The 22,399-nt window shown below is 59.3% G+C and carries 18 protein-coding genes and 1 pseudogene; 14 read left to right on the top strand and 5 right to left on the bottom strand.

Annotated elements, in window-relative coordinates; translation table 11 throughout:
- The first annotated feature begins 869 nt into the window (after positions 1 to 869).
- From ABIE52_RS02555 to ABIE52_RS02525, 7 genes are all read left to right on the top strand, one after another.
- Positions 870 to 1,139, top strand: a complete 270-nt coding sequence (locus tag ABIE52_RS02555; RefSeq protein WP_192713457.1) for a hypothetical protein — start codon at positions 870 to 872, stop codon at positions 1,137 to 1,139.
- A gap of 49 nt (positions 1,140 to 1,188) precedes the next feature.
- Positions 1,189 to 1,416, top strand: a complete 228-nt coding sequence (locus ABIE52_RS02550) for a hypothetical protein (RefSeq protein ID WP_192713456.1) — start codon at positions 1,189 to 1,191, stop codon at positions 1,414 to 1,416.
- A gap of 92 nt (positions 1,417 to 1,508) precedes the next feature.
- The gene (locus ABIE52_RS02545; RefSeq protein ID WP_192713455.1) at positions 1,509 to 2,267 is read left to right on the top strand and encodes a GntR family transcriptional regulator; all 759 of its coding nucleotides are present in this window, start codon (positions 1,509 to 1,511) and stop codon (positions 2,265 to 2,267) included.
- Between the two features lie 754 nt (positions 2,268 to 3,021).
- Positions 3,022 to 4,146, top strand: coding sequence for a pyridoxal phosphate-dependent aminotransferase (locus ABIE52_RS02540; RefSeq protein WP_192713454.1), 1,125 nt, complete (start codon positions 3,022 to 3,024; stop codon positions 4,144 to 4,146).
- A 152-nt stretch (positions 4,147 to 4,298) separates the two neighbouring features.
- Entirely contained in the window at positions 4,299 to 6,413 is a 2,115-nt protein-coding gene (locus tag ABIE52_RS02535; protein WP_192713453.1) for a hydantoinase/oxoprolinase family protein, read from the top strand.
- A complete protein-coding gene (locus tag ABIE52_RS02530) occupies positions 6,410 to 8,140 on the top strand; it encodes a hydantoinase B/oxoprolinase family protein (protein WP_192713452.1) in 1,731 nt (576 codons plus the stop codon). Before ABIE52_RS02535 ends, ABIE52_RS02530 begins: the two co-directional genes overlap by 4 nt.
- A 42-nt stretch (positions 8,141 to 8,182) precedes the next feature.
- Positions 8,183 to 9,550, top strand: coding sequence for an MFS transporter (locus ABIE52_RS02525; protein ID WP_192713451.1), 1,368 nt, complete (start codon positions 8,183 to 8,185; stop codon positions 9,548 to 9,550).
- A gap of 106 nt (positions 9,551 to 9,656) precedes the next feature.
- Here ABIE52_RS02525 and ABIE52_RS02520 read toward each other — a convergent pair whose 3' ends face one another.
- Entirely contained in the window at positions 9,657 to 10,349 is a 693-nt protein-coding gene (locus ABIE52_RS02520) for a GntR family transcriptional regulator (protein ID WP_290287469.1), read from the bottom strand.
- 323 nt (positions 10,350 to 10,672) lie between these two features.
- Between ABIE52_RS02520 and ABIE52_RS02515 the strand changes: the two genes are divergently transcribed.
- The 5 genes from ABIE52_RS02515 (at position 10,673) to ABIE52_RS02495 (ending at position 15,583) form a co-directional block, all read left to right on the top strand.
- Positions 10,673 to 11,638: a Glu/Leu/Phe/Val dehydrogenase family protein gene (locus ABIE52_RS02515; protein ID WP_354541423.1), complete on the top strand. Its 966-nt coding sequence runs from the start codon at positions 10,673 to 10,675 to the stop codon at positions 11,636 to 11,638.
- 170 nt (positions 11,639 to 11,808) lie between these two features.
- Entirely contained in the window at positions 11,809 to 12,171 is a 363-nt protein-coding gene (locus ABIE52_RS02510; RefSeq protein WP_192713449.1) for a nuclear transport factor 2 family protein, read from the top strand.
- A 75-nt stretch (positions 12,172 to 12,246) separates the two neighbouring features.
- On the top strand, positions 12,247 to 13,563 hold the full coding sequence (gene hisD, locus ABIE52_RS02505; RefSeq protein WP_192713448.1) for a histidinol dehydrogenase: 1,317 nt from the start codon (positions 12,247 to 12,249) through the stop codon (positions 13,561 to 13,563).
- 89 nt (positions 13,564 to 13,652) lie between these two features.
- The gene (locus ABIE52_RS02500; RefSeq protein WP_192713447.1) at positions 13,653 to 14,402 is read left to right on the top strand and encodes an SDR family NAD(P)-dependent oxidoreductase; all 750 of its coding nucleotides are present in this window, start codon (positions 13,653 to 13,655) and stop codon (positions 14,400 to 14,402) included.
- A gap of 167 nt (positions 14,403 to 14,569) precedes the next feature.
- Positions 14,570 to 15,583: an SMP-30/gluconolactonase/LRE family protein gene (locus ABIE52_RS02495; protein ID WP_192713446.1), complete on the top strand. Its 1,014-nt coding sequence runs from the start codon at positions 14,570 to 14,572 to the stop codon at positions 15,581 to 15,583.
- Between the two features lie 541 nt (positions 15,584 to 16,124).
- Here the strand turns inward: ABIE52_RS02495 and ABIE52_RS02490 are convergent.
- The 4 genes from ABIE52_RS02490 to ABIE52_RS02475 form a co-directional block, all read right to left on the bottom strand.
- Positions 16,125 to 16,328 carry a hypothetical protein gene (locus tag ABIE52_RS02490; protein ID WP_354541422.1) on the bottom strand — a complete coding sequence of 68 codons (204 nt, stop codon included), beginning with the start codon at positions 16,326 to 16,328 and terminating at the stop codon, positions 16,125 to 16,127.
- A 1,102-nt stretch (positions 16,329 to 17,430) separates the two neighbouring features.
- Positions 17,431 to 17,580, bottom strand: a complete 150-nt coding sequence (locus tag ABIE52_RS02485) for a hypothetical protein (protein ID WP_192713445.1) — start codon at positions 17,578 to 17,580, stop codon at positions 17,431 to 17,433.
- Positions 17,577 to 18,380 carry an alpha/beta fold hydrolase gene (locus tag ABIE52_RS02480; protein WP_192713444.1) on the bottom strand — a complete coding sequence of 268 codons (804 nt, stop codon included), beginning with the start codon at positions 18,378 to 18,380 and terminating at the stop codon, positions 17,577 to 17,579. The genes ABIE52_RS02485 and ABIE52_RS02480 overlap by 4 nt, the downstream gene beginning before the upstream one ends.
- A gap of 597 nt (positions 18,381 to 18,977) precedes the next feature.
- A complete protein-coding gene (locus ABIE52_RS02475; protein WP_192713443.1) occupies positions 18,978 to 20,315 on the bottom strand; it encodes an MFS transporter in 1,338 nt (445 codons plus the stop codon).
- A 797-nt stretch (positions 20,316 to 21,112) separates the two neighbouring features.
- On the opposite strand from ABIE52_RS02475, the gene ABIE52_RS02470 reads away from it, so the two are divergent.
- On the top strand, positions 21,113 to 21,445 hold the full coding sequence (locus ABIE52_RS02470; RefSeq protein ID WP_354541421.1) for an alpha-hydroxy-acid oxidizing protein: 333 nt from the start codon (positions 21,113 to 21,115) through the stop codon (positions 21,443 to 21,445).
- Positions 21,340 to 21,914 (top strand): annotated as a pseudogene (locus ABIE52_RS02465) (alpha-hydroxy acid oxidase). The gene ABIE52_RS02470 and the pseudogene ABIE52_RS02465 overlap by 106 nt, the downstream one beginning before the upstream one ends.
- Positions 21,915 to 22,399: the final 485 nt, after the last annotated feature.

Here is a 22,399-nt window from a genome sequence, read left to right as displayed (position 1 = left end):
GAATTCAGACGAGCTAGCTCAAGGCTAATACGTTGTTGGTAACTGATGTGATCGTTAGGACATGGCTGGCCCCGAAAACTCTTGGAGGCGTGGGCCGACAGGGGTCACCCGGCGGTAGAAGGTGTGTTGAATCCACAGTCGAGCCCCGAAGCCTTGCAGCAGCATCAAGTTGGTGGGCACTTCGACGAGGATGTATTCGATGAAGAAAAGTCCAGTCGCTCGTCAGATCGGAGCGGAGGTGATGCTCAGGTCTGCGCACATCGCCGGGGCGATGCACCCGAGGGCCTAGTCGATGTACCTGACGATGAACGCAACACCGACCAGCGGAAGGATTCGCATAGCAAATCGTGCACCACATTCGCCGCTCGGATTCGTCATCGAGTGTGACGCCAGCATCGCCATTGATCACGACTGGGCCTTTCATTGGAGTGATTAGTGGTCGTGCCCGCTGCGCCATTGTCTCGGTAGCATGCGTGTCGGCGATGGAACCCAGTCTCCAGAGGCGAGGGGACAGTGGCTGTGTTCGATCGATGTAGGGCGCTGCGGTTGAGCTGCACCGATGCAGATCTCCGACCGTTCACTTCTGCCTGTATCCTGACTGTAGAGGCACTTTAAGATCTTTTCAAGACATCTTTAGGATATTAAACGGCAGGTCGAACTCCCTACACGGTGGGTTCATTGGAAGACTGCCGCTGACGGACTGGTAGGGACGACTACCTGATCACATCTTTCCATCCCGCGCGGGGGCGCAGCCAACGGTCCGTTACTGTCCGATACCGAACTGCCCCCGCTGTCGCGCAGGTTCTGCTCGGTTCGACTGCGAACGCCGGCGGATTCGCCACCCACGCACCAGCACAGTGGTGCGCGCAATGTTCCCGCACCTGCCCGATCGAGCTACCGCAAGCGACTCATGGTGGCACGAGTTGTCGGTCAACATGATTCGGGTCCTGGCGCAATTGTCACTGTCGTGGTGGAACGACCAGTGGATCACCAACGACACCCCGGTTCCGTGCGCGATGTCATGGGGAACATTGGAGCGGATGTCGCGGGCAACGATGAAGCTTCAGATCTGGTCGGCACGCCGGGGACGCGATGCCGGTCATGTAGGCGTTGGCGAATCCGAAGATCGGTGGACGTGAGGTCGGCGCGGGTTCACGCGCGAGCACCACCTGATCCGGTCCGTGCGGGTTGTTCACTGGCAACGGCTTCTCGGACAAGGCGTTCGCCACCGAGGCAATGGATCAAGTCGGTGAACCGACGTTGAAAGGGCAACTCGGCCTCGAGAAACGGGGCGGTCACACCGTCTCCGGGGCCTTGCCCGCATTCGCCCAACGAGTGCTACCCGCAGCCCAACGACTGCTCGCGATGGCAACGCTGCGGATCTGGCACGGTTGGAACATCGGCAACCTTGCCTAACGATCTTCGATCGCCTACGACCACTGACCTCGGTTCAAGGAATCAACCATCTAGGATGTTAACGGCACCTGGCTGTGAGCGGAGGAGACGATATGAAGTTCGAACCGGCCTTGATCCAGGCTGCTCACGACGGGTCGAACCTCATGGAGCAGGCATACCAGCGACTCAAGCGAGAAATCATCGAACTCGAGCGTAAGCCCGGCGAACAGTTCACCGAACAGCAGGTCGCCGCGGCATGGGGACTGAGTAAGACTCCCGTGCGCGAAGCCTTGGCGCGGCTCCATCGCGACGGTTTGGTCGTCCCTATCCGTCGGGCCGGGTATGTCGTCTCGTCGGTCACACTCAGCGACGTCGCCGACCTGTGCGATATGCGCACACTCCTCCAGACCGAGGCTGCGGCGCTCACCGCCGCCAAGGGATTGTCCGAGAAAGACCGAACCCGGCTGGTCGAGTTGTGCGTCGACGACGGGTACGGACAACTCGGCGGCCCCCACCTCGACGAGAGACTGCGGGCAAACTACGAGTTCGAGGCCATTATCGCCAACGGGTGCGGCAACGATCGACTCGCGGCAAGCATCATCGATGTCTTCGACGAGATCGAACGCATCGGCAGGCTCGCGGTCATGCTCGATCCGGAAATGCCCCCCTTAAGGATTGAAGAGCGTCAGGCGATCGTCGATGCCATCGTCAACCGGGACGCCGAGGCAGCACGAGCAGCGATGAAAGTCCGTGCACAGTCTGCGCGGCGAGAAATCCTGCAGGCCCTCACTACCAGTTCAGAAGTGACCTCGGTCGAGATACGAGTTCCCCTCACCCTGGCCACCGTCGACACCGACTGCGTGCCCCGATAGCTCTCCTTGGCTCGTGAGCGCCAAACCGCAATTGCGGAGATGAGGACGAGTCTCGTATTCCCCTTCTCATCGGGCGTACACGTTTAGCGGTGTGCCACACACTTTCGACATTTGCCTGAGCCGAGGACTTGCTCGCTTCGTCGTGGTGTACGCGCAGACCCCGAAGAAGCGGCCACAGCCGAGCGCGAAGACACCTACGTCAAGCGCCGCTTTTCCCTGAGTTCGAGCCCTCTGACTCGACACAGAAAAGGTTCACGTAGTAAAACTCCCGTCTGCGGGGTGACCCGAGAAGCCTGCTGCCTGCGCTGGCTTCGAGCACACGTTCCGTTCCCGGCGTGCCCGGAACGTGGAGAAGTCGAGGTCACGCCAATCGTCACCATGTGGAACGCGAAATATGTTGCAGCGGAGTAAATATATTAACGGGAGCTTGACGGTATCCTAAGATACCTCTAAAGTTTCGTGACACAGCGCACAACGATTGAAAAATCGGCCACGAGCTGCCGGCCCCGGCCACACGCACAAAACGGGAATGACAAGGCGCTGCACGGCAACACACAATTGCCGGACCCAAGATGGGATGGAGGCGACCGTCGATGTCCCTACATTCGCTTTGGTCGAACACTCGAACCTCCGGGAGAGGGCCGGCCCACCGAAACGCAATCGTAAGATCTCAACATCAGGCCATAAATATTTCTTTCTTTCGGTGGGCATGGCCTCCCACCCATACTTCGCTCACCGATCTGAGGAGGGACACATGTACGACCGACTGCCTACTCTCGAACTATGGGAGCGCACCGCAGCCCGCCAAAACGCCGGGGCCGACATGGTGCCCATGCAGGGAGTTCCCATGCTCCCGATGCCAGCACATGTAGTGGACGCGGTGGCACGATTCGCCGGCGACGTATTTCCCCGACAAACACGCGGGTCGAGGATGCTCAAATCCGCGATCGCGGACCATCTCGACACGAATTTCGGATTGTCCGCAAATCCGGATACGGAGTTGCTCGTCACTCACGGTGCACAGCACGGCATGAGCATTGCTCTGCGCGCCCTACTTGCTCCAGGAGACGAGGTCCTCATTCCCGCACCGACATACTTCTTCGATGCGCTCGTCAGAATGGCCGGAGCACATCCCCGATATGTACAGGCACGTGCCTCCGATGGGTGGGCGCTACCACTGGAGGCTATGGCGTCGGAGGTCACGCCGGCTACGAAAGCGATCATCCTGTGCAATCCGAACAATCCGACCGGGAACGTACCGACCCGGGGTGAGCTGGCTGCGGTGCTGGAGTTCGCCAAACTTCATAATCTGTACGTCTTTTCGGATGAGTCCTACGAGTTCTACGTACACGACGGGGTCAGCTACACGCCTCAAATGACCCTGCGCGAAACGTACGACCGTTTGATCACGATCACCAGCTTCAGTAAGAACTATGCGTTCTCGAGTTGGCGCGTCGGGTATGTGCACGCACCCGCAGATCTACTCGAAGTAGTCCACCGCGCCTTCGAATGCGACTCGATCAATGTTGGCGACATTCCACAAATCGCGGTGCATGCGGCGCTCGTCGGCCCCCGAGACTGGCTCGACGTCGAGTTCGACACTTTTTGCAATCGCCGCGATCTCCTTCTCGACGCCAGCCGCACAGCGGGATTCGACGCGGTCACCCCAGCAGCTGGCATCTTCTGTTACGTCGATTTTTCGAGGACTGGGCTCAGCGGTCGTTTACTCGAAGACGCTCTGCTCGACATCGGCGTGCCGGCATCGGCAGGCGATCGGTTTGCGGGCGTGGACTCCCATTACGCGCGCATTCTGTACGGAGGAACCGCGGAGAACATTCTGCGAGCGGCGGAGCGTTTCAGGCTTCTCCCGACCGGATAAACGCTGCAATCAGCGACGGCAGACCCGGCACCGCTTCCCCGACCACAAATCAGTCAAAAGAACGTCTCATACCCTCATTTTCCCCATCGCCAGTTTGAACTGGCTCACTCCCGAACTCAATGCGATCACCCAAAATTCAGTTAGGAAGATTGATGACATTGCCGAAAACCGTCACCTCAGGAGAAAGTCACCATGGGTGGCTGATCGCCGCAGACATCGGTGGAACATTCACTGACGTAATAGCTTTGGGGCCGCATGCAAACGTCGTTCCGGTAAAAGTGCTGTCGACCCCTCCTGACTTCGGTACTGGCGTAATCGACGGAGCCCTCGATGCTTTGTCGGAAGCCGGTGCACTGCCAGGAGACGTGGAAGGTGTGCTGCATGCGACGACGGTTGCCACCAACGCAATCCTCGAACGCCAGGGCGCCAAGACCGCGGTGGTCACAACCAAGGGGTTCAAGGATGTTCTGGAAATCGGTCGACTGCGACGCCCCCTTCTATACGACCTGTCGTGGAAGAAGCCCGTACCACTCGTCAGACGACGCGACCGCCATGAGCTTGAGCAGCGAATCGCTTCGGACGGGACAGTACTCACCGCAGTTGACACATTCGAGCTCGAAGCCCTCGCCCAGCAACTCGTCGACGACGGAATTGAAGCCGTGGCGGTCTGCCTCATCAACTCCCACATCCTCCCTGAGGAAGAACGGCTTGTCGCCAACAAGCTCCGAGAGCTCCTTCCTTCGGTGTATGTCACTGCATCCGTTGATATTTCGCCGGAACAAGGCGAATTCGAGCGAACCAGTACCGCCGCGGTCAACTCGTACGTCGGCCCGGTAGTTCATTCGTACGTCACGGAGCTCAGCCGCAACCTCCACGACCATCAGATCGACGCTCCGTTTTCGATCATGCAGTCGTCGGGGGGACTGCTCGACGCGCAGTCTGTCGCCGAGAAACCCGTACAGATCATCGAATCGGGACCTGCGGCCGGCGTCATCGCAGTCCAGAAGTTGGCGCAACTTCTGGGACTGGACAACGTCGTAGCCTTCGACATGGGCGGTACGACAGCGAAAGCTTCGCTTATCGAAAATGGTCGTCCCTTCGTGGCCAGCGACTACGAAGTCGGCGGGGGAATGAACATCACCCGCAGCATGGGCAAGGGAGCCGGGTACACGATCCGCGTTCCGTCGATCGACATCGCCGAGGTCGGTGCCGGGGGCGGCAGTATCATCAATGTCGATTCTGCAGGGGCAATGCACGTAGGTCCGCAAAGTGCGGGATCGCGTCCAGGACCCGCGTGTTACGGGCAGGGCGGCGAACGCCCCACTCTTACTGACGCGAATGTGGTGCTCGGTTACCTCAACCCTGAATCCATTGCAGGTGGACGCGTGCAGATCGCTCCCGAACTGGCGGTCAAGGCGCTCGCTCAGGTCGCCGATCAGGTGAGCAAAGATGCTGGCGACACAGCCAGAGGCGCATATCAGATCGCCGTGTCGAACATGACCTCGGCGGTCAAGGCCGTCACGAGCGAACGCGGTCGTGATCCGCGAGACTCGGTGATGGTTGCGTTCGGAGGCGCAGGGCCCCTCTATGGTGCCGCCCTTGCGCGGGAATTAGGGATCGAAACCGTCATCGTTCCGGTGCACACCGGCGTGTTCAGCAGTCTCGGACTTCTGGTTGCTGACACGGAATACCAGGTCGTCGCCCCGTACACCGCGAGCTTGCGGAACATCGTCGCGCTTGCAGAGCAGTTCGAGTATTTGGGGTCGGAGGTCCTCGACCGCCTCAGCAAATCCGAGGCGACCAGCGTTACCGTCGAACGCCTTCTCGACATGCGATACAAGGGGCAGCGTTTCGAGTTGAGGATCCCAATGCCCGACGGGTCAATCGACGACGATCTCATCGCTGCCACGTTCGCTCGCTTTCATGCAGAACACCTCAAGACGTACGGCCGCTCCAGCGGCGATGAACTCATCGAAATCGTCAATCTGCGGGTACGCGGCTCCATAACCAACCCCGTCAGTATTGATCAGGCGCTGGCGATTCCGCTGACAGAAAGTGATGCGCCAAAGTCACGCGTGTGTCGTTTCGAATCGGACATCGATACACCGATTATTCGGCGGACCCACCTGACCACAGAACCAATGGATGGCCCTCTGGTCGTCGAAGACATGGACTCTACGACCCTCGTCCCCCCCGGTGCATCGGCACGTCTGGACAAGTTCAACAACATCGTGATCAGCTGGAACAGTAACGAGGAAGCACAATGACCACTAAAATTCTTCGAGATGCGGCGACCTTCGAGGTCTTTAACAACGCCGTGTCCGGGCTCGCCGACGAGCTCGCCATCACCATCCTCCGGACCGCGCACTCTCAGATCGTTGCGTCCAGCATGGACTTCTCCGCCGCACTGTGTGACGCCGCCGGTCGAACGATCGCGCAAGCCAACACCTGCCCGGTGCACCTCGGGTCGATTCCAGATGCAATGGACGCGGTGCTCGACGCATTCGGTGATCAAATCCAGGATGGCGACGTCTACATTTTGAACGACCCGAGCCTGGGCGGAATGCACCTGCCTGACATCTTCATCATCGCACCGGTGTTCTACGAGGCCCAACTGCTGGGCTACGTAGTGACGGTAGTCAATCACAGTGATGTCGGTGGGTGGTCCGCCGGATCGATGGCGTCACAGTCGACCAGCATCTTCGGAGAAGGCATACAAATCCCGCCCTCACGTCTCATTTCGGCGGGTGAAGTCAACGAAACCTTCTACAGCATCATTCTGCGGAATGTTCGCGAACCGTCGATGCTCCGCGGGGATCTAGAGTCTCAACTCGCAGCGTGCCATGCCGGCGGTGCCGGCATGAAGGAGCTCGCAGCGCGATACGGTATCGACGAGTACTGTGCGCTGGTCGACGAACTTCTCGATTACTCCGAGGCGCTGGTCCGTACAGCGTTGCAACAGGCTCCCGACGGAACGTACAAATTCGAAGATCAAATCGATGAGGACGGACTCGGCTCCGGACCGATCCCGTTCAAGGTTGAGATTACGATCGCCGGCACCGACATCCACTTCGATTTCACTGGATCCTCACCCCAAGTTGCCTCCGCACTGAATGCAACCTCGTCCTTCACCCGGTCCGCATCCTACGCATCGCTTCAAGGCGCATTGGGCTCTAACGTGCCTGCCAACAGCGGTTTCTACCGACCCTTCACTTTCACAATTCCGGATGCCTCGATTCTCAACGGTCAACGTCCCGCCGCCCGGGGCGCGCGCGGTCTGGTTGCCTACCGCATCATCGACCTCGTACTCGGCGCCCTTGCGCCTGCTCTTCCCGATCATGTCCCGGCCGCCGGCGACGGTGGCCCAGGATCCATCGCACTGGGCATCACGGAAGCCGACGGGTCGCAAGTCGTCGTGTGGGACTTCATGATGGGATCCTGGGGCGCCACCCGATCGGGTGACGGCAACGACGGGATTAGTCCGCTCGGTGCCAACATGGCAAACATTCCCGTGGAAGAAGTCGAGTCCTCGGGTCATGTGCGGATCGACGGCTATGGGTTCGTCCCCGATTCGGCGGGTGCCGGCAAGTACCGTGGCGGGCTTTCGCTCGTTCGCGACATGACTCTTCTTTGTGCCGAAGCAACCATGCAGATCCGCTCCGATCGCCGAACATCACGGCCGTACGGTCTGCACGGCGGCTGCGAAGGCACCCCTTCGATGAACCTGCTCAACCGTGATACCGAGCGCGAACAGATCCTCGACACCAAACCGTTCCTAGTGATCGAAGAGGGCACCACCCACCGCCACATCACGGCTGCCGGCGGCGGATACGGGCGACCGTACGACCGCGACCCCGAACTCGTACTCGAGGACGTCCTGGAAGGAAAAGTCACTGTCGAAGGCGCTCTACGCGACTACGGCGTAGCGATCGAGATGCAAGAGGGAACTTCGAAAATTCTCATCGCTGAAACCAACCGTGCCCGGCAGACATAGCTCTGTTCCCCATCCACAACACACTTCCGAAAGGCCTCCGCCATGACTGATGGCAAGGTTCCTCACCATCTCGACGCACAAGACGAGCGTCGCATGTGGCGCAAAATCAGTTTCAGAATCATGCCTTTGATCGGATTGGCATTCGTAGTCAGTTACATCGATCGGGCAAATCTCGGTTACATCGCAAAACCGTTATCTGCAGACCTCGGCCTGACCTCCGCAGCATTAGGACTAGCGGGCAGCCTCTTCTTCATCGGTTACATTCTGATGGAAGTTCCCAGCAACATGATGCTGGAACGCTTCGGCGCACGGATCTGGATCTCTCGGATAGTCATCAGTTGGGGCCTGGTTACTATCGTGACGGCAGCAGTGCACTCTACAACACAGCTATTCATCGCTCGGATCCTGCTTGGTATCGCCGAAGCCGGACTGTCGGCGGGCATTATCCTGTATTTGACCTTTTGGTTTCCGAAGAAGCAACGCGCGTGGGCGATGTCGACGTTCTTCCTGATGATTCCGATCTCGAACATCGTCGGCGCGCCGATCGCCGCTGCCTTGCTCAAGTGGGGCGAAGGTCTGATGGGTATTTCAGGTTGGCGGTCGTTGTTCGTCGTGGAGGGCGCGCTGACAGTCCTCGTGGGCATCGTCATATTGGCATTCCTACCGAGTCGACCCAAGGACGCCAAGTGGCTCGCGCCGGAGGAACGCGCCTTCATCGCGCAGACACTTGAGGCCGAACACCGTGAGCATTCCGCACACGGCGCCTTGACGGGGATGCGCCAAGCTCTGACCAGCGGAAGGATTTGGGCACTCGCCGTCGCCTTCTTCGCAGTGGTTTTCGGGATCTATCCCCTCGCGTTCTTCCTGCCCACCATGATCGACACGCTCAACAAGACAATCGGATCGAGCGCGAACGTTTCGGGTGTTCTGCTGGCCGCGATCCCCTACGTTGTAGCCCTGGTGGCGATGATCGTGTGGGGGCGAGTGGGCACGAGGCGGTCCGCGGTATTTTCGACCACGGTGCCGATGGCAATAGGGGTGATCGGCCTTGTTTCTGCAACATTCACGCAGAACGGCGCGCTGTTCATCGTCGCGGTATGCGTAAGCGTCTCTGGCATCTACTCGGCATTTGCTCAATTCTGGCGCATTCCAGCTATTGCGCTCAGCGGCGCAGCCGCAGCCGCAGGAATTGCATTGATCAACTCGGTGAGCAATACGAGCGGATTGGTCGGACCATATCTCACCGGCTTCATCAAGGACAGGACCGGCGGCTATACCTACGCATTGTTGCTCATTGCCGCAGTGATGGTGGCCGGAATAGTCATACTCCTCACTGTAGGTCGCAAAGCCGAACAGATCGGCGACCACACCTCGGGTGACCCTTCCTTAACCGTCGCAGAACGAACTTAGACTCTCCGCTGGTGGGGGTTCGCTCCCACCAGCGGAGCCACCAACTCTATGGGCCGCCACTCAGGACCTACGCACTCGTCACGGTATGGACAGAACTCAGTCGGTTCTAGTCAGTCGATGTCGCGCGAGGAGCTGGCACCGATATCTGGGCTGTCGCTACCTCCCGGCTCATAGTCAACGCGTCCAACATTTCACGTTTTCCCGATTCGGCACGACTGTGCATTGCGTTCCGTGCTGATTCGGAATCACGTTCAACGATTGCATCGACTATCGCCCTCCGTTCCGGAATCCTTCCTGGAGGCATATTGGGTGAAAGTTGGACGGTAATGCGAGCGATACGCTCGATTTCATCGAAAATCTTTGCTATCGCGGCTGCGAGCCGCTCGTTCCGAGATCCATTGGCGATTATCGACTCGAACTCGAAATTGAAACGGAGGCGTTTACTCATGTGCGGTCCAGCCAATTGCCCGTATTGCTCGTCGGAACACAGTTCCAGCAGGCGATCTCGCCGCTCCGCAGCGAGTCCGACCTGCGCACAGCGCGCGGCAGCTTCACCCTGCAACAACGTCCTCATGTCACACAGGTTCGCTACATCCTCGAGAGTCACCGGTGCGACCACGTACCCGGATCGTGCAAACGGCGCAACCAGACCATCGCGGTGCAGTCGCGCCAACGCCTCCCGGACCGGTGTCTTACTGAGCCCCCACGCCGTCGCTACTTCGTGCTCGGTGAACTGATGCCCCGGAGGGCGTCTGAGTTCGATGATGTCCCTCTTGAGGCGGTGGTATGCCTGGTCCATCAGTGTCGAGCCCTTGACCGGTTTAACCAGTTCAGGGAGCTTTTCCATCGTCTACTCGTCTCCTCGGTTCACTTCAGCGCCGACCAAATATCGATGTAATATCTTAAATCGATCTCAGCCGCACCACCTTCAGGTCGATCGGTCGCGACCGAACCGGCGTGCGACTCGGTCGATCCCTCTCGAATCTCGCCAATAAAGTTGGCGCACTTGGGCTTGCATATTCCTCGTTTAATATCTTAACATGCCTATATAAAGATATTTATTTGCATACCACTCCGATTAGTCGAGTTCGGTGCGCCGCCACCTTTCGAAGGAGCAAAGTAATGGCAGACATTTCCACCATGTCTTTCGGCACATGGTCCAGCGAACAGCTGATCTTGTGCAGTGACGACTCACTCGGGCTGCGAGCCGTGATTGCAATCGACGACACGACTCTGGGCAATGGATTCGGCGGGGTTCGCTTCAGGGCATACCCCACCCCTGAGGCCGGCATCACCGAGGCCCGCCGACTCGCGCGCGCCATGACATACAAGAACGCCGCGGCCGGGCTGAACTACGGAGGTGCAAAGTCGGTCCTGTTCGCTGGGGACCCAGTGAGCGACCGTCCGGCCTTCATGCGCCGGTACGGCGAGTTCATTGCGCGCACCGGCTCTGCCTACATGCCCGGCGTGGACATGGGCACGACCACCGACGATCTCAAATGGATGATCGAAGGTGGTGCGCAGGTTCTCTGGGTCGACGATGATCCCTCACCCGCTACCGCCACTGGTGTTCTGCACTCCATCAAAGCTGCTGTCGCCGCCACTCGCGATTCCGACAGCCTGGCCGGCATCCACGTGTTCATCCAAGGCGTAGGCCACGTCGGCGAATCCCTGGCACGTCAACTTGCAGCCGAAGGTGCGCGGTTGTCGCTCATGGACACAGATCGGGAGAGGATGGAGCAGCTGGCACATGAGCTAGAAGCGCAGCCGCTCCTCGATACGGATGTCACAGAGGTCGAATGCGATGTATTCGCTCCTTGCGCTATTGCGCGCGTAATCGATCCGACAACAGCTGAAAGACTGCAATGCCGCGTTGTCGCCGGTGCCGCGAACGATGCCCTGACCGATGACAATGTAGCCGAAACACTACAACGAAGAGGGATCACCTACGTACCAGACTTCCTGGCCAATGCAGGCGGTGTCATCGATGTCGACGGCCGCCACCACGGGAAGTCGCAGGACGAAAGAACATTGGCGCTCGAGGCGATTGGCGACCGTGGTGGGTTCCGTAATCGACACTGCCCGTAAAACAGGGATCACCACCGTGCAAGCAGCACAACGTTTCGCGCGAAAGAGGATCGACTCTGCCCGCGCGAACCCGGCCGATCGTAAGACACCTGATGAGTGAGCGTCGTCCGAGTTCCCGTTCAGGCGACGCTCACTCGGAGAGCGCGAGCGGACCGTCGATTCTACGGTGGATGCGCAATATAGAAATAGATTCTCTGGTTCGTAGATACTACGAACTGGTCGACGAAAACCGTCTCGAAGATCTTCTCTCGCTGTTCGCCGAGGACACGATATACCGGCGACCAGGTTACGAGCCTCTGCAAGGCAAAGGCATGCTTCGGCATTTCTACTCAGTGGAGCGTGAGATTTCTGAAGGTGAACATCACATCCACCAAGTCATGATAGATGGCCGATGCGCGGCGGTAGAAGGAAATTTTGTTGGATCCCTGAAATCGGGAATCGATGCGACAGTGCGTTTTGCAGATTTTTTTCAGTTAAGCCAGGACAGATTGATCGCAAAGCGCGACACATATTTTTACGTCCCCTCGATTTAAGTAGATCGAGGTTCGTCCGTCAATCGAATGCGATATCCAGACTATCTCATCGCACAAAACCAATAGGAACTTGACATGTCGAATACGTACTTGAAATCAGCCATCGAACAACGAGGGACTCAATCTGATCCAGTGGTCCTCGAGACCGTCCGGAACGTGATTGCCGACATTCGTGAGCGTGGAGACGACGCGGTCCGCGAGTACTCCGAAAAGTTCGACCGGTGGACGCCGGAAAGCTTCAAGCTGAGCGCCACGCAGATCGACGAGATCGTTGCTCGTGTCCCCCCCGAGGTCATCAACGACATCAAGACTGTGCAGCAGAACGTGCGAGTGTTCGCACAACACCAACGGGATTCGCTGACCGACTTCGAGGTCGAGACCGCGCCCGGCGTACACCTGGGTCAGCGCAACCTGCCGGTCACCGCGGCCGGTGCCTACGCACCGGGTGGCCGCTACCCGCTGGTGGCGTCCGCACACATGACCACTGTGACCGCGAAGGTGGCTGGGGTACCGCACATCACCGCCTGTACCCCGCCCATCCGCGGGGAGATTCCCGCCGCCACCGTTGCCGCGTTCCACCTGGCCGGAGCCGACGACATCTACCTCCTCGGCGGAGTCCAGGCCGTAGCCGCCATGGCGTTGGGCACGGAGACGATCCGCAAAGTCGACATGCTCGCCGGACCCGGTAATGCCTTCGTCGCCGAAGCCAAGCGGCAACTGTTCGGCGAAGTCGGCATCGATCTGTTCGCTGGGCCGACCGAGGTCCTGGTCGTCGCCGACTCGAACGCCGACCCATTCATTGTGGCAGTGGACCTGCTGAGCCAAGCCGAGCATGGGCCGGACTCCCCCGCCGTGCTCATCACCGACTCCGAAGCCCTGGCCCAGGCCACGCTCGCGCACATCGACACGATTCTCCCCGACATGCCGACCCACGACTTCGCCGGCCCGGCGTGGCGCGATCACGGCCAGATCATCATCGTCGAGAACATCGAGGCCGCGTACGCGTTGGCAGACACCTTCGCCTCCGAGCACGTGCAGATTCTCACCGAGACCCCACGTCGAGCCCTCGACGTGATGCACAACTACGGTGCCCTCTTCCTCGGGGAGAAGACCTGCGTGTCATACGGCGACAAGGTAATCGGCACCAACCACACTTTGCCGACCCGGGGGGCCGCGCGCTACACCGGAGGGCTGTGGGTAGGCAAGTACCTCAAGACAGTCACATACCAGGAAGTCACGTCCGACGCAGCGAGCGCCGAGCTCGGCGCGCTGTGCGGGCGCGCAGCGCGCGTCGAGTTCTTCGAAGGGCACGCCCGATCCGGCGACGTGCGCGCCGCGAAGTACGCCGGAGCACCGCTGACCTGGGCGCCGCAGGATTCTGCGGCGCCCTGACAAGCAGCGACGCCGGACCCGGTGGGTGCCTCCCCGGGTCCGGCGTCGCCTTCCAACCTGCACTCATCGCATACTCCGAAGGATCGACCATGGTCACGTTCACACTGGACGGCAAACGCGCGCTGGTAACCGGCGCGAACAAAGGCCTCGGCCAAGCGGTCGCTCGCACCCTCACCGAACTCGGCGCCACGGTGTACGGAACTTCCCGAACCGAGTCGGGGGCCGCGCGAATCGAGTCGGACCTAGCCACCCCAGGGTTGATCCTCGACATCCAGAACACAGCGTCGATCGCACCGTTCGTCGACTCTCTACCCCATCACATCGGGGGTGGGATCGACATTCTGATCAACAACGCCGGGGTCAACCACCCATCCCCCGCCCTCGACGTGACCGAGGAACAGTGGGACGCGGTCACGGGCACCAACCTCAAGGGCACCTTCTTCCTCACCCAGGCCCTGGCACGAACCTGGGTGGCGGCTGGAGCGGGCGCAGTGGTGGTGAACATCGGATCCCAGGCCGGCACCGTCGGCATCGAAGAACGCGCCGCGTACTGCGCCAGCAAGGGTGGACTCGATCAGCTCACCAAGGTGCTCGCCATCGAGTGGGCACCCCATGGCATTCGCGTCAACACCGTTGCGCCGACGTTCGTGCGCACCGAGTTGACCGCGTCCACCCTCGACCGCCCCGGCTGGGGACAGACACTGCTCTCCCGCATCCCCGCCGGCCGCTTCGGCGAACCGGAAGACATCGTCGGCGCCGTCGCCTTCCTGGCCGGCGACGCTGCGAAGCTGATCACCGGCCATACGCTGCTGGTCGACGGCGGCTACACAGCCTGGTGAGCGTCGCCCTGCCAGCGCGTTCGAGCTTCGATTAGAAATACCATTCCACAACCAAGGTCTTGCTAGGACAGACCACACGGATGTCAATATCAATATGGCAGGCGAGCCTTAACGAAGGACAGACCACCGATACCGATGGTCGGACGGCTTTACGAAAGAAGGCAAACGTGAAATTTCAAGCTTTCAAGGCCTCTCTTGCGGTAACCCTACCGCTTTTCCTGACCCTTGCCGGATGTGCATCGGACCCACCAGTTCCCGGTTCGAGCACTGCGCCAGAAACACGCGCCACCGAGAATGCCTCAAGCTCTGTGCGCGATAATGCATTTCTTATCAAATCCTTCGATTACACGCTGGGCGACACCCCTGAAAACATTGTCGCAACCGATCTATCAACTGAACAATTTGCAGCCACCCTGCTTAACAACACCCTGTGGTGGTCTACAGGACGCACCGAGCAGATCGTTCCGGGCGAATCGGATGCTATGACTTTGGGTATAGCAGAGGACGCCGAACATCGATTGTACGTAGCTGTCCGAAGCCAAGACCCTGCAGTAGCAGGAATTTGGCGAGGTAGCGTGGAAGAAAAGTGGGAACGATACGTTCCGGTCCAGACAACCGTTGGACTCAACGGGATTACATTCGGCGATGATGGGACGTTGTACGCAGCAGACTCCGTCAACGGTCGAATACTCGCCCTTCAACCTGGGGGATCCAGCTTCGCTGTGTGGCTCGATGATCCGGCACTCAAGCCGACATCGTCCGAGGACCCGGTCGCTGCTTCTGGCGTAAACGGACTCAAAGTTTTCGGAACCTACCTATACGCATCCAACACAGCACAAGGAACACTTCTTCGAATCCCCATATCGGACGATCCGCGCCCCATTCCTGAGCAGGTACTGTCCGGGCGGGCAGTCGACGACTTCGCTCTCGATAAGGATGGCGCAATCTATCTCGCTGTTCACCCTGACAACAGCGTGGTGCGTGTCGATCCGGCAGGTCAACAAACTGTTCTTGGTACAGCTGAAGACGGTCTCGATGGACCGACAGCCATCGCTATCGCCCAGTCGGGCGTCATTACAACCAATCTCGGATTCCTGGGAACACGACATCACCCCAGCATAATTTTCATCACCGCCCAGGTTTCGGAACCGACGCTTCCGAAACCTGCTATCACTAAGTAGAATTCGGAAACTCCCGCTGTTCATCGTAGCGCCATGTGGGTTTGCCGCCACATTCCCGCGTGCCGGAACAGCGTGGACCACGGAAGGTGAACCGCATCGCTCCCGGCAGCAGGTGCGCGGTGTCGTCGACAGTGTCCGAGCGGCGCAGATAGATGCCCCGGTCGGTTTCGCTCTCGAACCACATCTCGATTGCCCAGGGTGCCGTCGAGTTCGTGAGCTGCGTGGATGTCCATCATGTGACGAAGTCCAAATGGGAACCCGGCGGCAGGGTCGCGGACAGATTCGACGCCTGGTGTGGAAGCGTGACCGCGCAACCGTTCGGCGGAACCGTTAGGCACCGATCAAAGTGAAGTCAGAACCGTTGTGACTGTCGAACGGTTCGACGATCCGCGGCCACGTCCTCTCCACAAAGCGTGCCCCAACTCGGTCCACGCCCTGGCCATCACCGATCGTCTCTTGACCTTGTTGCGCAGCCTATCCAGACGATTCCCTGCAACAACGAAATACATACGTTGCCGCCCTGAGATGTCGGATTAGATGTTCAGCGAGCCTCCAGGGTTTCCGATTCGGTGTCGATCAGCAGAGGGCCGCTCCGGAACATGAGGGCAGCCACGGCGGATGCAACCCAGAACACCACGTGGTCACCGGCCCGTCTTGCGTCGACGATCATCATCGGGTCGCTTACCTGCGCACCGTGATCGTTTCCGAAGTCCCTAACCGTCGTCGCTGCAAGTGAATTGAACACGGCCAACCGACCCCTCCACCGATCTGCTGGGCAGTGTCCACCATCGTGGACGCCACCCCGCATTCTCCGGCCGAAACGCCACTGGTGGCGGCGTTCTGGACCGGCCCGAAGATGAATCCGAAGCCCAGACCGGCAATCAGCAGAGCCGGAAGGGGCGGCACCACATAACTAAAGTTCTCGCTGAGCATTGCCATCCCAATAGGGTCAAGAAACAGCCAACCGGTACGAGCGGACGCGGCCTCGTCTTCGGTAGAAGTACGCAGCCGGACACGACCGGACTCACGATCACAGCTCCGGTCATCGGAAGAAACGCATCCCGGTCTCGACCGGCGTCAAACCCAGAATGTCGCGAGGTAGTACGTGAGAAACAGGAACATAGCGAACATTCCGGTACGTGAAATCGCAACTGTCAGATACGCGGTCCCACGGACACGATCGAGGACTACCGACTCTGGTTCGCGGCGGCCTGTCACCGTCACGAAGAAGGACCACTGCACCTACACACATAACCGCCGCGAAAGACCATCACGTACAGGCACCAGCGCCGCGGCACACTCTGCGTGAGTACGCCGCCGAGCAACAGCCCCACCGCACCACCGGCACCTGAGATCGCACCGGAGATCCGTTCTTTGTCAGGGTGGTTGTGAGACACATCCTGACAAAGAACGCAGGGAAGGGTGAACACTCATGATCGAAATCGAAATCAGGCGCCCTCGCTCCTTGCGCCGGCCGCGAACGCACCCTAGGAAATACGGGCGACGAGCAGCATCGCGCACCCGCCAGCGAACCGATCAGAAACATTTGCTTGCGCCCGAAATCGTCCGACAGCCATCCACCGAGAGGTAGCAGACTACCGAACACGGACGTATCCGATCACCACCCATTGCCTGGCATCCGAGAAGAATCCCAGGTAGTACTGAGCTGACGGCAATGCGATCTTCATGTTGGTGAAATCGAGGATGTTCATCGGGTGAGCCAAGATCAGGACGACAAGCGCAATCCATCGATTCGGGCCCTTCGGCCTGCCTAGCTGTTGTGGGTTTGCTTGCCGTCGGATGTCATCGCCGTGCCCCACGGTTGGCCGATAATTGGATGTTGACGATCACTGTGTGCCGCCGCCGGGGGCTACCGCCAGAGCTGCGGCGAAGCCAGTTGCACTGAGCACTGCGACGGCTCGGGTCAACCGCCGCGCTAGATGTAGTCGTTCGATAGTGGGATGGAGATAACCCTTCCGGGGTTCGCGCCAGCTCATCTGGTATTACTTCGTTTCCCTACCTGGCTGGCTATTTTGCGTATCGTAGTCAGAGTTTCGTCCGGATATTGCAGATGAACTGAGTGAATCGCCCCAGGCCACGATATGAGCGACCCGCCGAACGCGTCAGCGAGCCTCTGATGGGCCCTACGGATTTTGTTGTCTTGTTTACGGTCAGCGGTGACCACTGCTGCAGGAATCTTCGGCAGGTCCCCCTCTCGGAAGTCGGCTGCAAGTGAAGTCAAGCCCTTCAGTGAATGCGCCAATTCGGGTACGTCCGCTTCGGCAATCTGCAAATGGGCATCTGCACAGTCGGGACGAAATTCCCAACGCTGTATATCCTTTTCTGCCGATCGGCGGATCATGAGGGAGAGAGTTTGATGGATGCCCGGGAACCGCGAAATCGCTGCAGCGACGGTAAATCCGCGCTCCAAACGCGCGCTGACTCGTGAGTCGTTGATCGGAGTTGCATCGAGCAACACTATGCCGGCGACATCGTTGGGATAATCGCGGGCCAACAATGCGGCTACCGCCCCGCCGAGACTTTGACCGACCACGACGACTGGGCCCATATCGAGTTCTTCGATCAGTGCATGTAGATGTGCCGAAGCACCTGCCAGGGAGCCCTCTGATACTGACATGCCAGTGCCAGGGCGGTCATGGACGATGACACGACAGCCGGGGGCGCTGAGAAGACCTTCGACTACGCCGGGGAAGAACCCGGTACAGGAAGCGGCTCCTCCTGGAAGGAGGAGGATCGGTTGCCCGGCATCGCCGTAAATCGAAACATTGTCGACCATCGTATAGCTTCCTTTTTTGGTGGAAATCAGGCATGTGATTGAGCTGCTCTTGCAGGACCCCCGGAACGAGTTCGCGCGTGAGTGAGGCTATGTAGAACTATTCATTCGAGGTCTCGGTGTCGAGCGTGTGAGGACGGTCTGTCCTGATGGTCCATGAATCCCGCGACCACCCGGGCGTCGCTATCGGTCGTACCAACTCGTGTGGGGCACTCCAATCAATTCAGCGGTTGCCATCCCTCGATAGCAAGGTCGGTTTGTAGTGTGTTGCTCACTGTCATCGCGCGTCTCGTGTCGGATGGCCGTTTTGGATGACCGCGATCGCTTGGTCGCGATCATGGAAGACGGCCGGTTCTTCTATTGGTTCGTTGGCGAATGCAACGAAGTCCGCTTGCTTACCGACTTCAAGTGTTGTCTGCGCACGTTCTTCCGATGACTTCACCGCTCTAATCTGGAATATTTATCTTCAATACTCTTCTTCCTGAATGAAACTGCAAGTACGTGCTGTTGATGTCACCCACACCCCTCGACGGCATCGGTTCCCGCAGAGGTCGATTTGTTAGTGGGTAGAAGCAGCCTTGCACCGGAGGTGCAGGGTTCTCAGACAGTGCGAAGGTCCGTGCCCTTCGTCTCCGGAATGCATCGAAGGAGAACGGGGCACGCGAGTAGTGCGATTACCGTGCCGTAAAAGGCCGGGGCGAGAGCACTTCCGGTGCTGTCGACCAGCGCCTGACAAACCAGCGGGGCGGTGCCTGCGAACAAGGCATAGGCGACGTTGTAGGGAACCGCTGTCCCGATGTACCGCAGTCGCGTCGGCAGGATCTCCAAGACAGCGAGAAGTCCGATGTTGAGCAAGCACAAAACGACCATGAGAACGATCAGGGCTACACCAATTGCCAGCTTGTTTCCTGTTCCGATGAGCAGATAGCACGGAATGACGACCAGAACGGCGCTGACTGCCCCCACCCGAATGAAGGGCCGACGCCCCACTTTCTCGACGAACACGCTCAAGATGATGGCCACAGGCAAGGGAACGATCATCGCGGTCATGGTCAGTACCAGCGCGGTGTTACTCGTGACTCCAGCGGCCGTCACCAGATAGGTGGGCATGTATCCGAGCATCATGTGAGTGAGTACTCCGACCGACGCAAAAAACACCAGAACGGTCCCCATGGCACGGCGATGCTTGGCCAGTAGTTCCCGCAGCGGAGAGTGTCGCAGGCCCTTCCGATTCTGTTGCTGCTCGACAGCGGCTGTAAATACAGGTGTCTCCTCAACTCCGAGTCGCAGAATCAATCCAACGACCGCGAGTGCACCACCCACGATAAATGCCCACCGCCACCCACCGTCGTCGAATGCCGAGGCACCAGCGGATCTGAATGCCAGAACCGCCGCGGTTGCACCGACCACGCCGAGCGAGGTCGAACCGCCGAGAATCGCAAGATACAGCGGGCGTCGACCAGGTGGAGCATGTTCGACGACAAAGGTTGCAGCGCCCGCAAATTCACCACCGGCAGAGAATCCTTGAATCAGACGACAGAGCAAGAGAAGTGCGGGTGCCAGTGGCCCAGCAGCGGCGTAGGTGGGCAACAGGCCGATCGCGGCGGTGGAAACGCCCATCAGGCCGATCGCCAACGACAGCGAACCACGCCGTCCTAGCCGATCACCGATGGAACCGAAAAACACCGCTCCGAGCGGTCGAGCGATGAACGCACTCCCATAGACAGCGAAAATCGCAAGCAGCGCCGCCTTACCTGAGTCCGGCGGAAAGAACACCGAAGCAAGCGTGACAGCCATGAACCCGTAAATCGTGAAATCGAACCACTCCACGAAGTTCCCGGTAGCCGCAGCAACCAGAGCTTTGCGGCGGGTCCGCGCCAATCTCGAGGTTTCCATCGGCTGCGCCAGATTTACCGGATCTTTCACATTGCTTGACATCAAAGATCAAAGACCTCTCGTTGGGCTGCGGACGATAAGTCGTCGCGAACGGCAAGAACCAGAAACGCACGAAGTCCAGCAGGGGGAAGAACCCGCACCTGCACGGGGTGTCTCTTTCAACCGGGCGTACGTTTCAGCAGTTCATCTGCGTGATCAACAACGCTAATCGAAAGAGGGTGATCCAAATCATGAGCATATGATCAAATGTTGTATTCATATTTTGAATATTTGTTGAGAATATGTTGGTGCTCACACGACTAAAATGTGTCGTCCGGAGTACAACATCTTGTCGACAATGCCGGCCGTCCCCCTGAACGGTCCGTCGCCATCTACCAATCGCGAGGACGCGGTTCACAACGGTCATTGCATTACGAGCCGCGACCATTCACTCTGCTCAACATATCTGCGCTGTTCGTTCAAATTCTGACGAGCAGCCTTGCACAGCTGTCTATGTCTCGGCGAGCAAGACTTCGGAAGCATAGACCCATAGCCCTAACAAGGTCGGCGAACGCCATCCCCTCGACAGCACATCCACGCCGCTGAAACGGCCCAGCTTGAGCTGGGCGCCCCGGCAATCACAGTATCGAGAGACATCGAATATGAAGTACTCACATACGAATCGGAGGTTCCCACGGCGGAAGGACTTGCGCCCTTTGCTGCAAACCTCCCCCGTCATCATGAATCCAACCGCCCGCAGATTATCGCGCGCACACGCGATCGACGACCTACGTTAACTCGCTCGCAAGCGGACACCCCGCGCGGCCTTCAACTATGTCGACGGTGCCGCAGACGAAGAAGTGAGCATCCGGAATGCCCGAAATACATATCGAGACAGCACCTTTCACCCACGCATCCTGCAGGACGTATCGGATGTCGACACCTCCGCCGTCGTGCTCGGGCAGCACAGTCCCCTTCCACTCGTATTCGCACCCACCGGCTTCACCCGGCTGATGCACCACGAAGGTGAAAACGGCAGTCGCCCGTGCGGCCGCACGGGCAGGCATTCCCCTTTGCCCCTTATACGATGGGCACCACCGCGCTTGAGGATGTCCCCACGTCGACGCCCAGCGGCCGACACTGGTTCCAGCTCTACCCGTGGAAGGACCGCGCTGCCAGCGCGGACTTGGTAGCGCGTGCTGCGAACGCCAACTATGAGGCGCTTGATCTTACCGTCGACACCCCTGTCGCGGGCGCTCGACTCCGCGACATCCACAACGGACTGACCATCCCCCCAAGCTGACGATGCGAACACTGGACGATATGGCGCGCCACCCAGCATGGTGGATCAACAAACTCACCACACCTCCGTTGGAGTTCGCCTCTCTCTCAACGTGGGACGGCACCATAACCGAACTCGTCGGCAGAATGTTCGACCCGACCTGCACACTCGACGATCTGGCTTGGCTGCGGGCACAGTGGCCGCGAAAGCTGGTGGTGAAGGGGATTCAGAATGTCGACGACGCGCGCGACGTTGTGCGCCTCGGCGCCGACGCGGTCGTGATCTCCAACACGGCGGCCGCCAACTCGATCATGCAGTCACGCCCCTTACCCTTCTCCCCCATGTCGTCGAAGCGATCGGAGCACGTCTCCCTTCCCTAGTTACCAACTCCGCAACGTCACCTCAGCTTTGGCCAGTGGGAATTGAGACGAGGACGGGTGCCGGTGTGCGGCGCTTTCCACTGCGAGACAACCTTTCACAATGACGACGCCACCTCGCCAAGAAACGAAGGTAGCCCAGTTCCTCCAGCGAAGCCGGGTCGACAGACATGCGAACAGGAGCCGCCCGGCCAGTCGGCGTGAAACACCGACTGGCCGGGCGGTTGCAATTTACAGTCCGCTTCCCACGACCGGGGTGATCACGACACCACCCGTACGCGAAGCGACGCCATCCCTTCATCGAGCTGGGTACCGGAGGAGCATGCCCCAATCCCGAAAGCTCCTGCGCAGCATCGCATGTGGGAGAAACTCCGCGTACCCGCGGCCAGATTCGATCGGACAACTGAGAACCTTGGTGCCATGCAGATCTCAGTGGTCGTGGTCACGTCCCCGATACGGAAACCCCGACCCAAGGCGTGGAACTCGTC

It is taken from the genome of Rhodococcus sp. OAS809 (assembly GCF_040546695.1).
GTDB lineage: Bacteria > Actinomycetota > Actinomycetes > Mycobacteriales > Mycobacteriaceae > Rhodococcus_F > Rhodococcus_F qingshengii.
This window is presented reverse-complemented; position numbering and strand designations above follow the sequence as displayed.

Excerpts from the sequence above, each read along its gene's own strand:
- ABIE52_RS02555 (WP_192713457.1), top strand. The coding sequence starts at position 870 with ATGTTCCCGCACCTGCCCGATCGAGCTACCGCAAGCGACTCATGGTGG.
- ABIE52_RS02545 (WP_192713455.1), top strand. The coding sequence starts at position 1,509 with ATGAAGTTCGAACCGGCCTTGATCCAGGCTGCTCACGACGGGTCGAAC.
- ABIE52_RS02540 (WP_192713454.1), top strand. The coding sequence starts at position 3,022 with ATGTACGACCGACTGCCTACTCTCGAACTATGGGAGCGCACCGCAGCC.
- ABIE52_RS02535 (WP_192713453.1), top strand. The coding sequence starts at position 4,299 with ATGACATTGCCGAAAACCGTCACCTCAGGAGAAAGTCACCATGGGTGG.
- ABIE52_RS02530 (WP_192713452.1), top strand. The coding sequence starts at position 6,410 with ATGACCACTAAAATTCTTCGAGATGCGGCGACCTTCGAGGTCTTTAAC.
- ABIE52_RS02525 (WP_192713451.1), top strand. The coding sequence starts at position 8,183 with ATGACTGATGGCAAGGTTCCTCACCATCTCGACGCACAAGACGAGCGT.
- ABIE52_RS02520 (WP_290287469.1), bottom strand. The coding sequence starts at position 10,349 with ATGGACCAGGCATACCACCGCCTCAAGAGGGACATCATCGAACTCAGA.
- ABIE52_RS02515 (WP_354541423.1), top strand. The coding sequence starts at position 10,673 with ATGGCAGACATTTCCACCATGTCTTTCGGCACATGGTCCAGCGAACAG.
- ABIE52_RS02510 (WP_192713449.1), top strand. The coding sequence starts at position 11,809 with ATGCGCAATATAGAAATAGATTCTCTGGTTCGTAGATACTACGAACTG.
- hisD (WP_192713448.1), top strand. The coding sequence starts at position 12,247 with ATGTCGAATACGTACTTGAAATCAGCCATCGAACAACGAGGGACTCAA.
- ABIE52_RS02500 (WP_192713447.1), top strand. The coding sequence starts at position 13,653 with ATGGTCACGTTCACACTGGACGGCAAACGCGCGCTGGTAACCGGCGCG.
- ABIE52_RS02485 (WP_192713445.1), bottom strand. The coding sequence starts at position 17,580 with ATGAGCTGGCGCGAACCCCGGAAGGGTTATCTCCATCCCACTATCGAA.
- ABIE52_RS02480 (WP_192713444.1), bottom strand. The coding sequence starts at position 18,380 with ATGGTCGACAATGTTTCGATTTACGGCGATGCCGGGCAACCGATCCTC.
- ABIE52_RS02475 (WP_192713443.1), bottom strand. The coding sequence starts at position 20,315 with ATGTCAAGCAATGTGAAAGATCCGGTAAATCTGGCGCAGCCGATGGAA.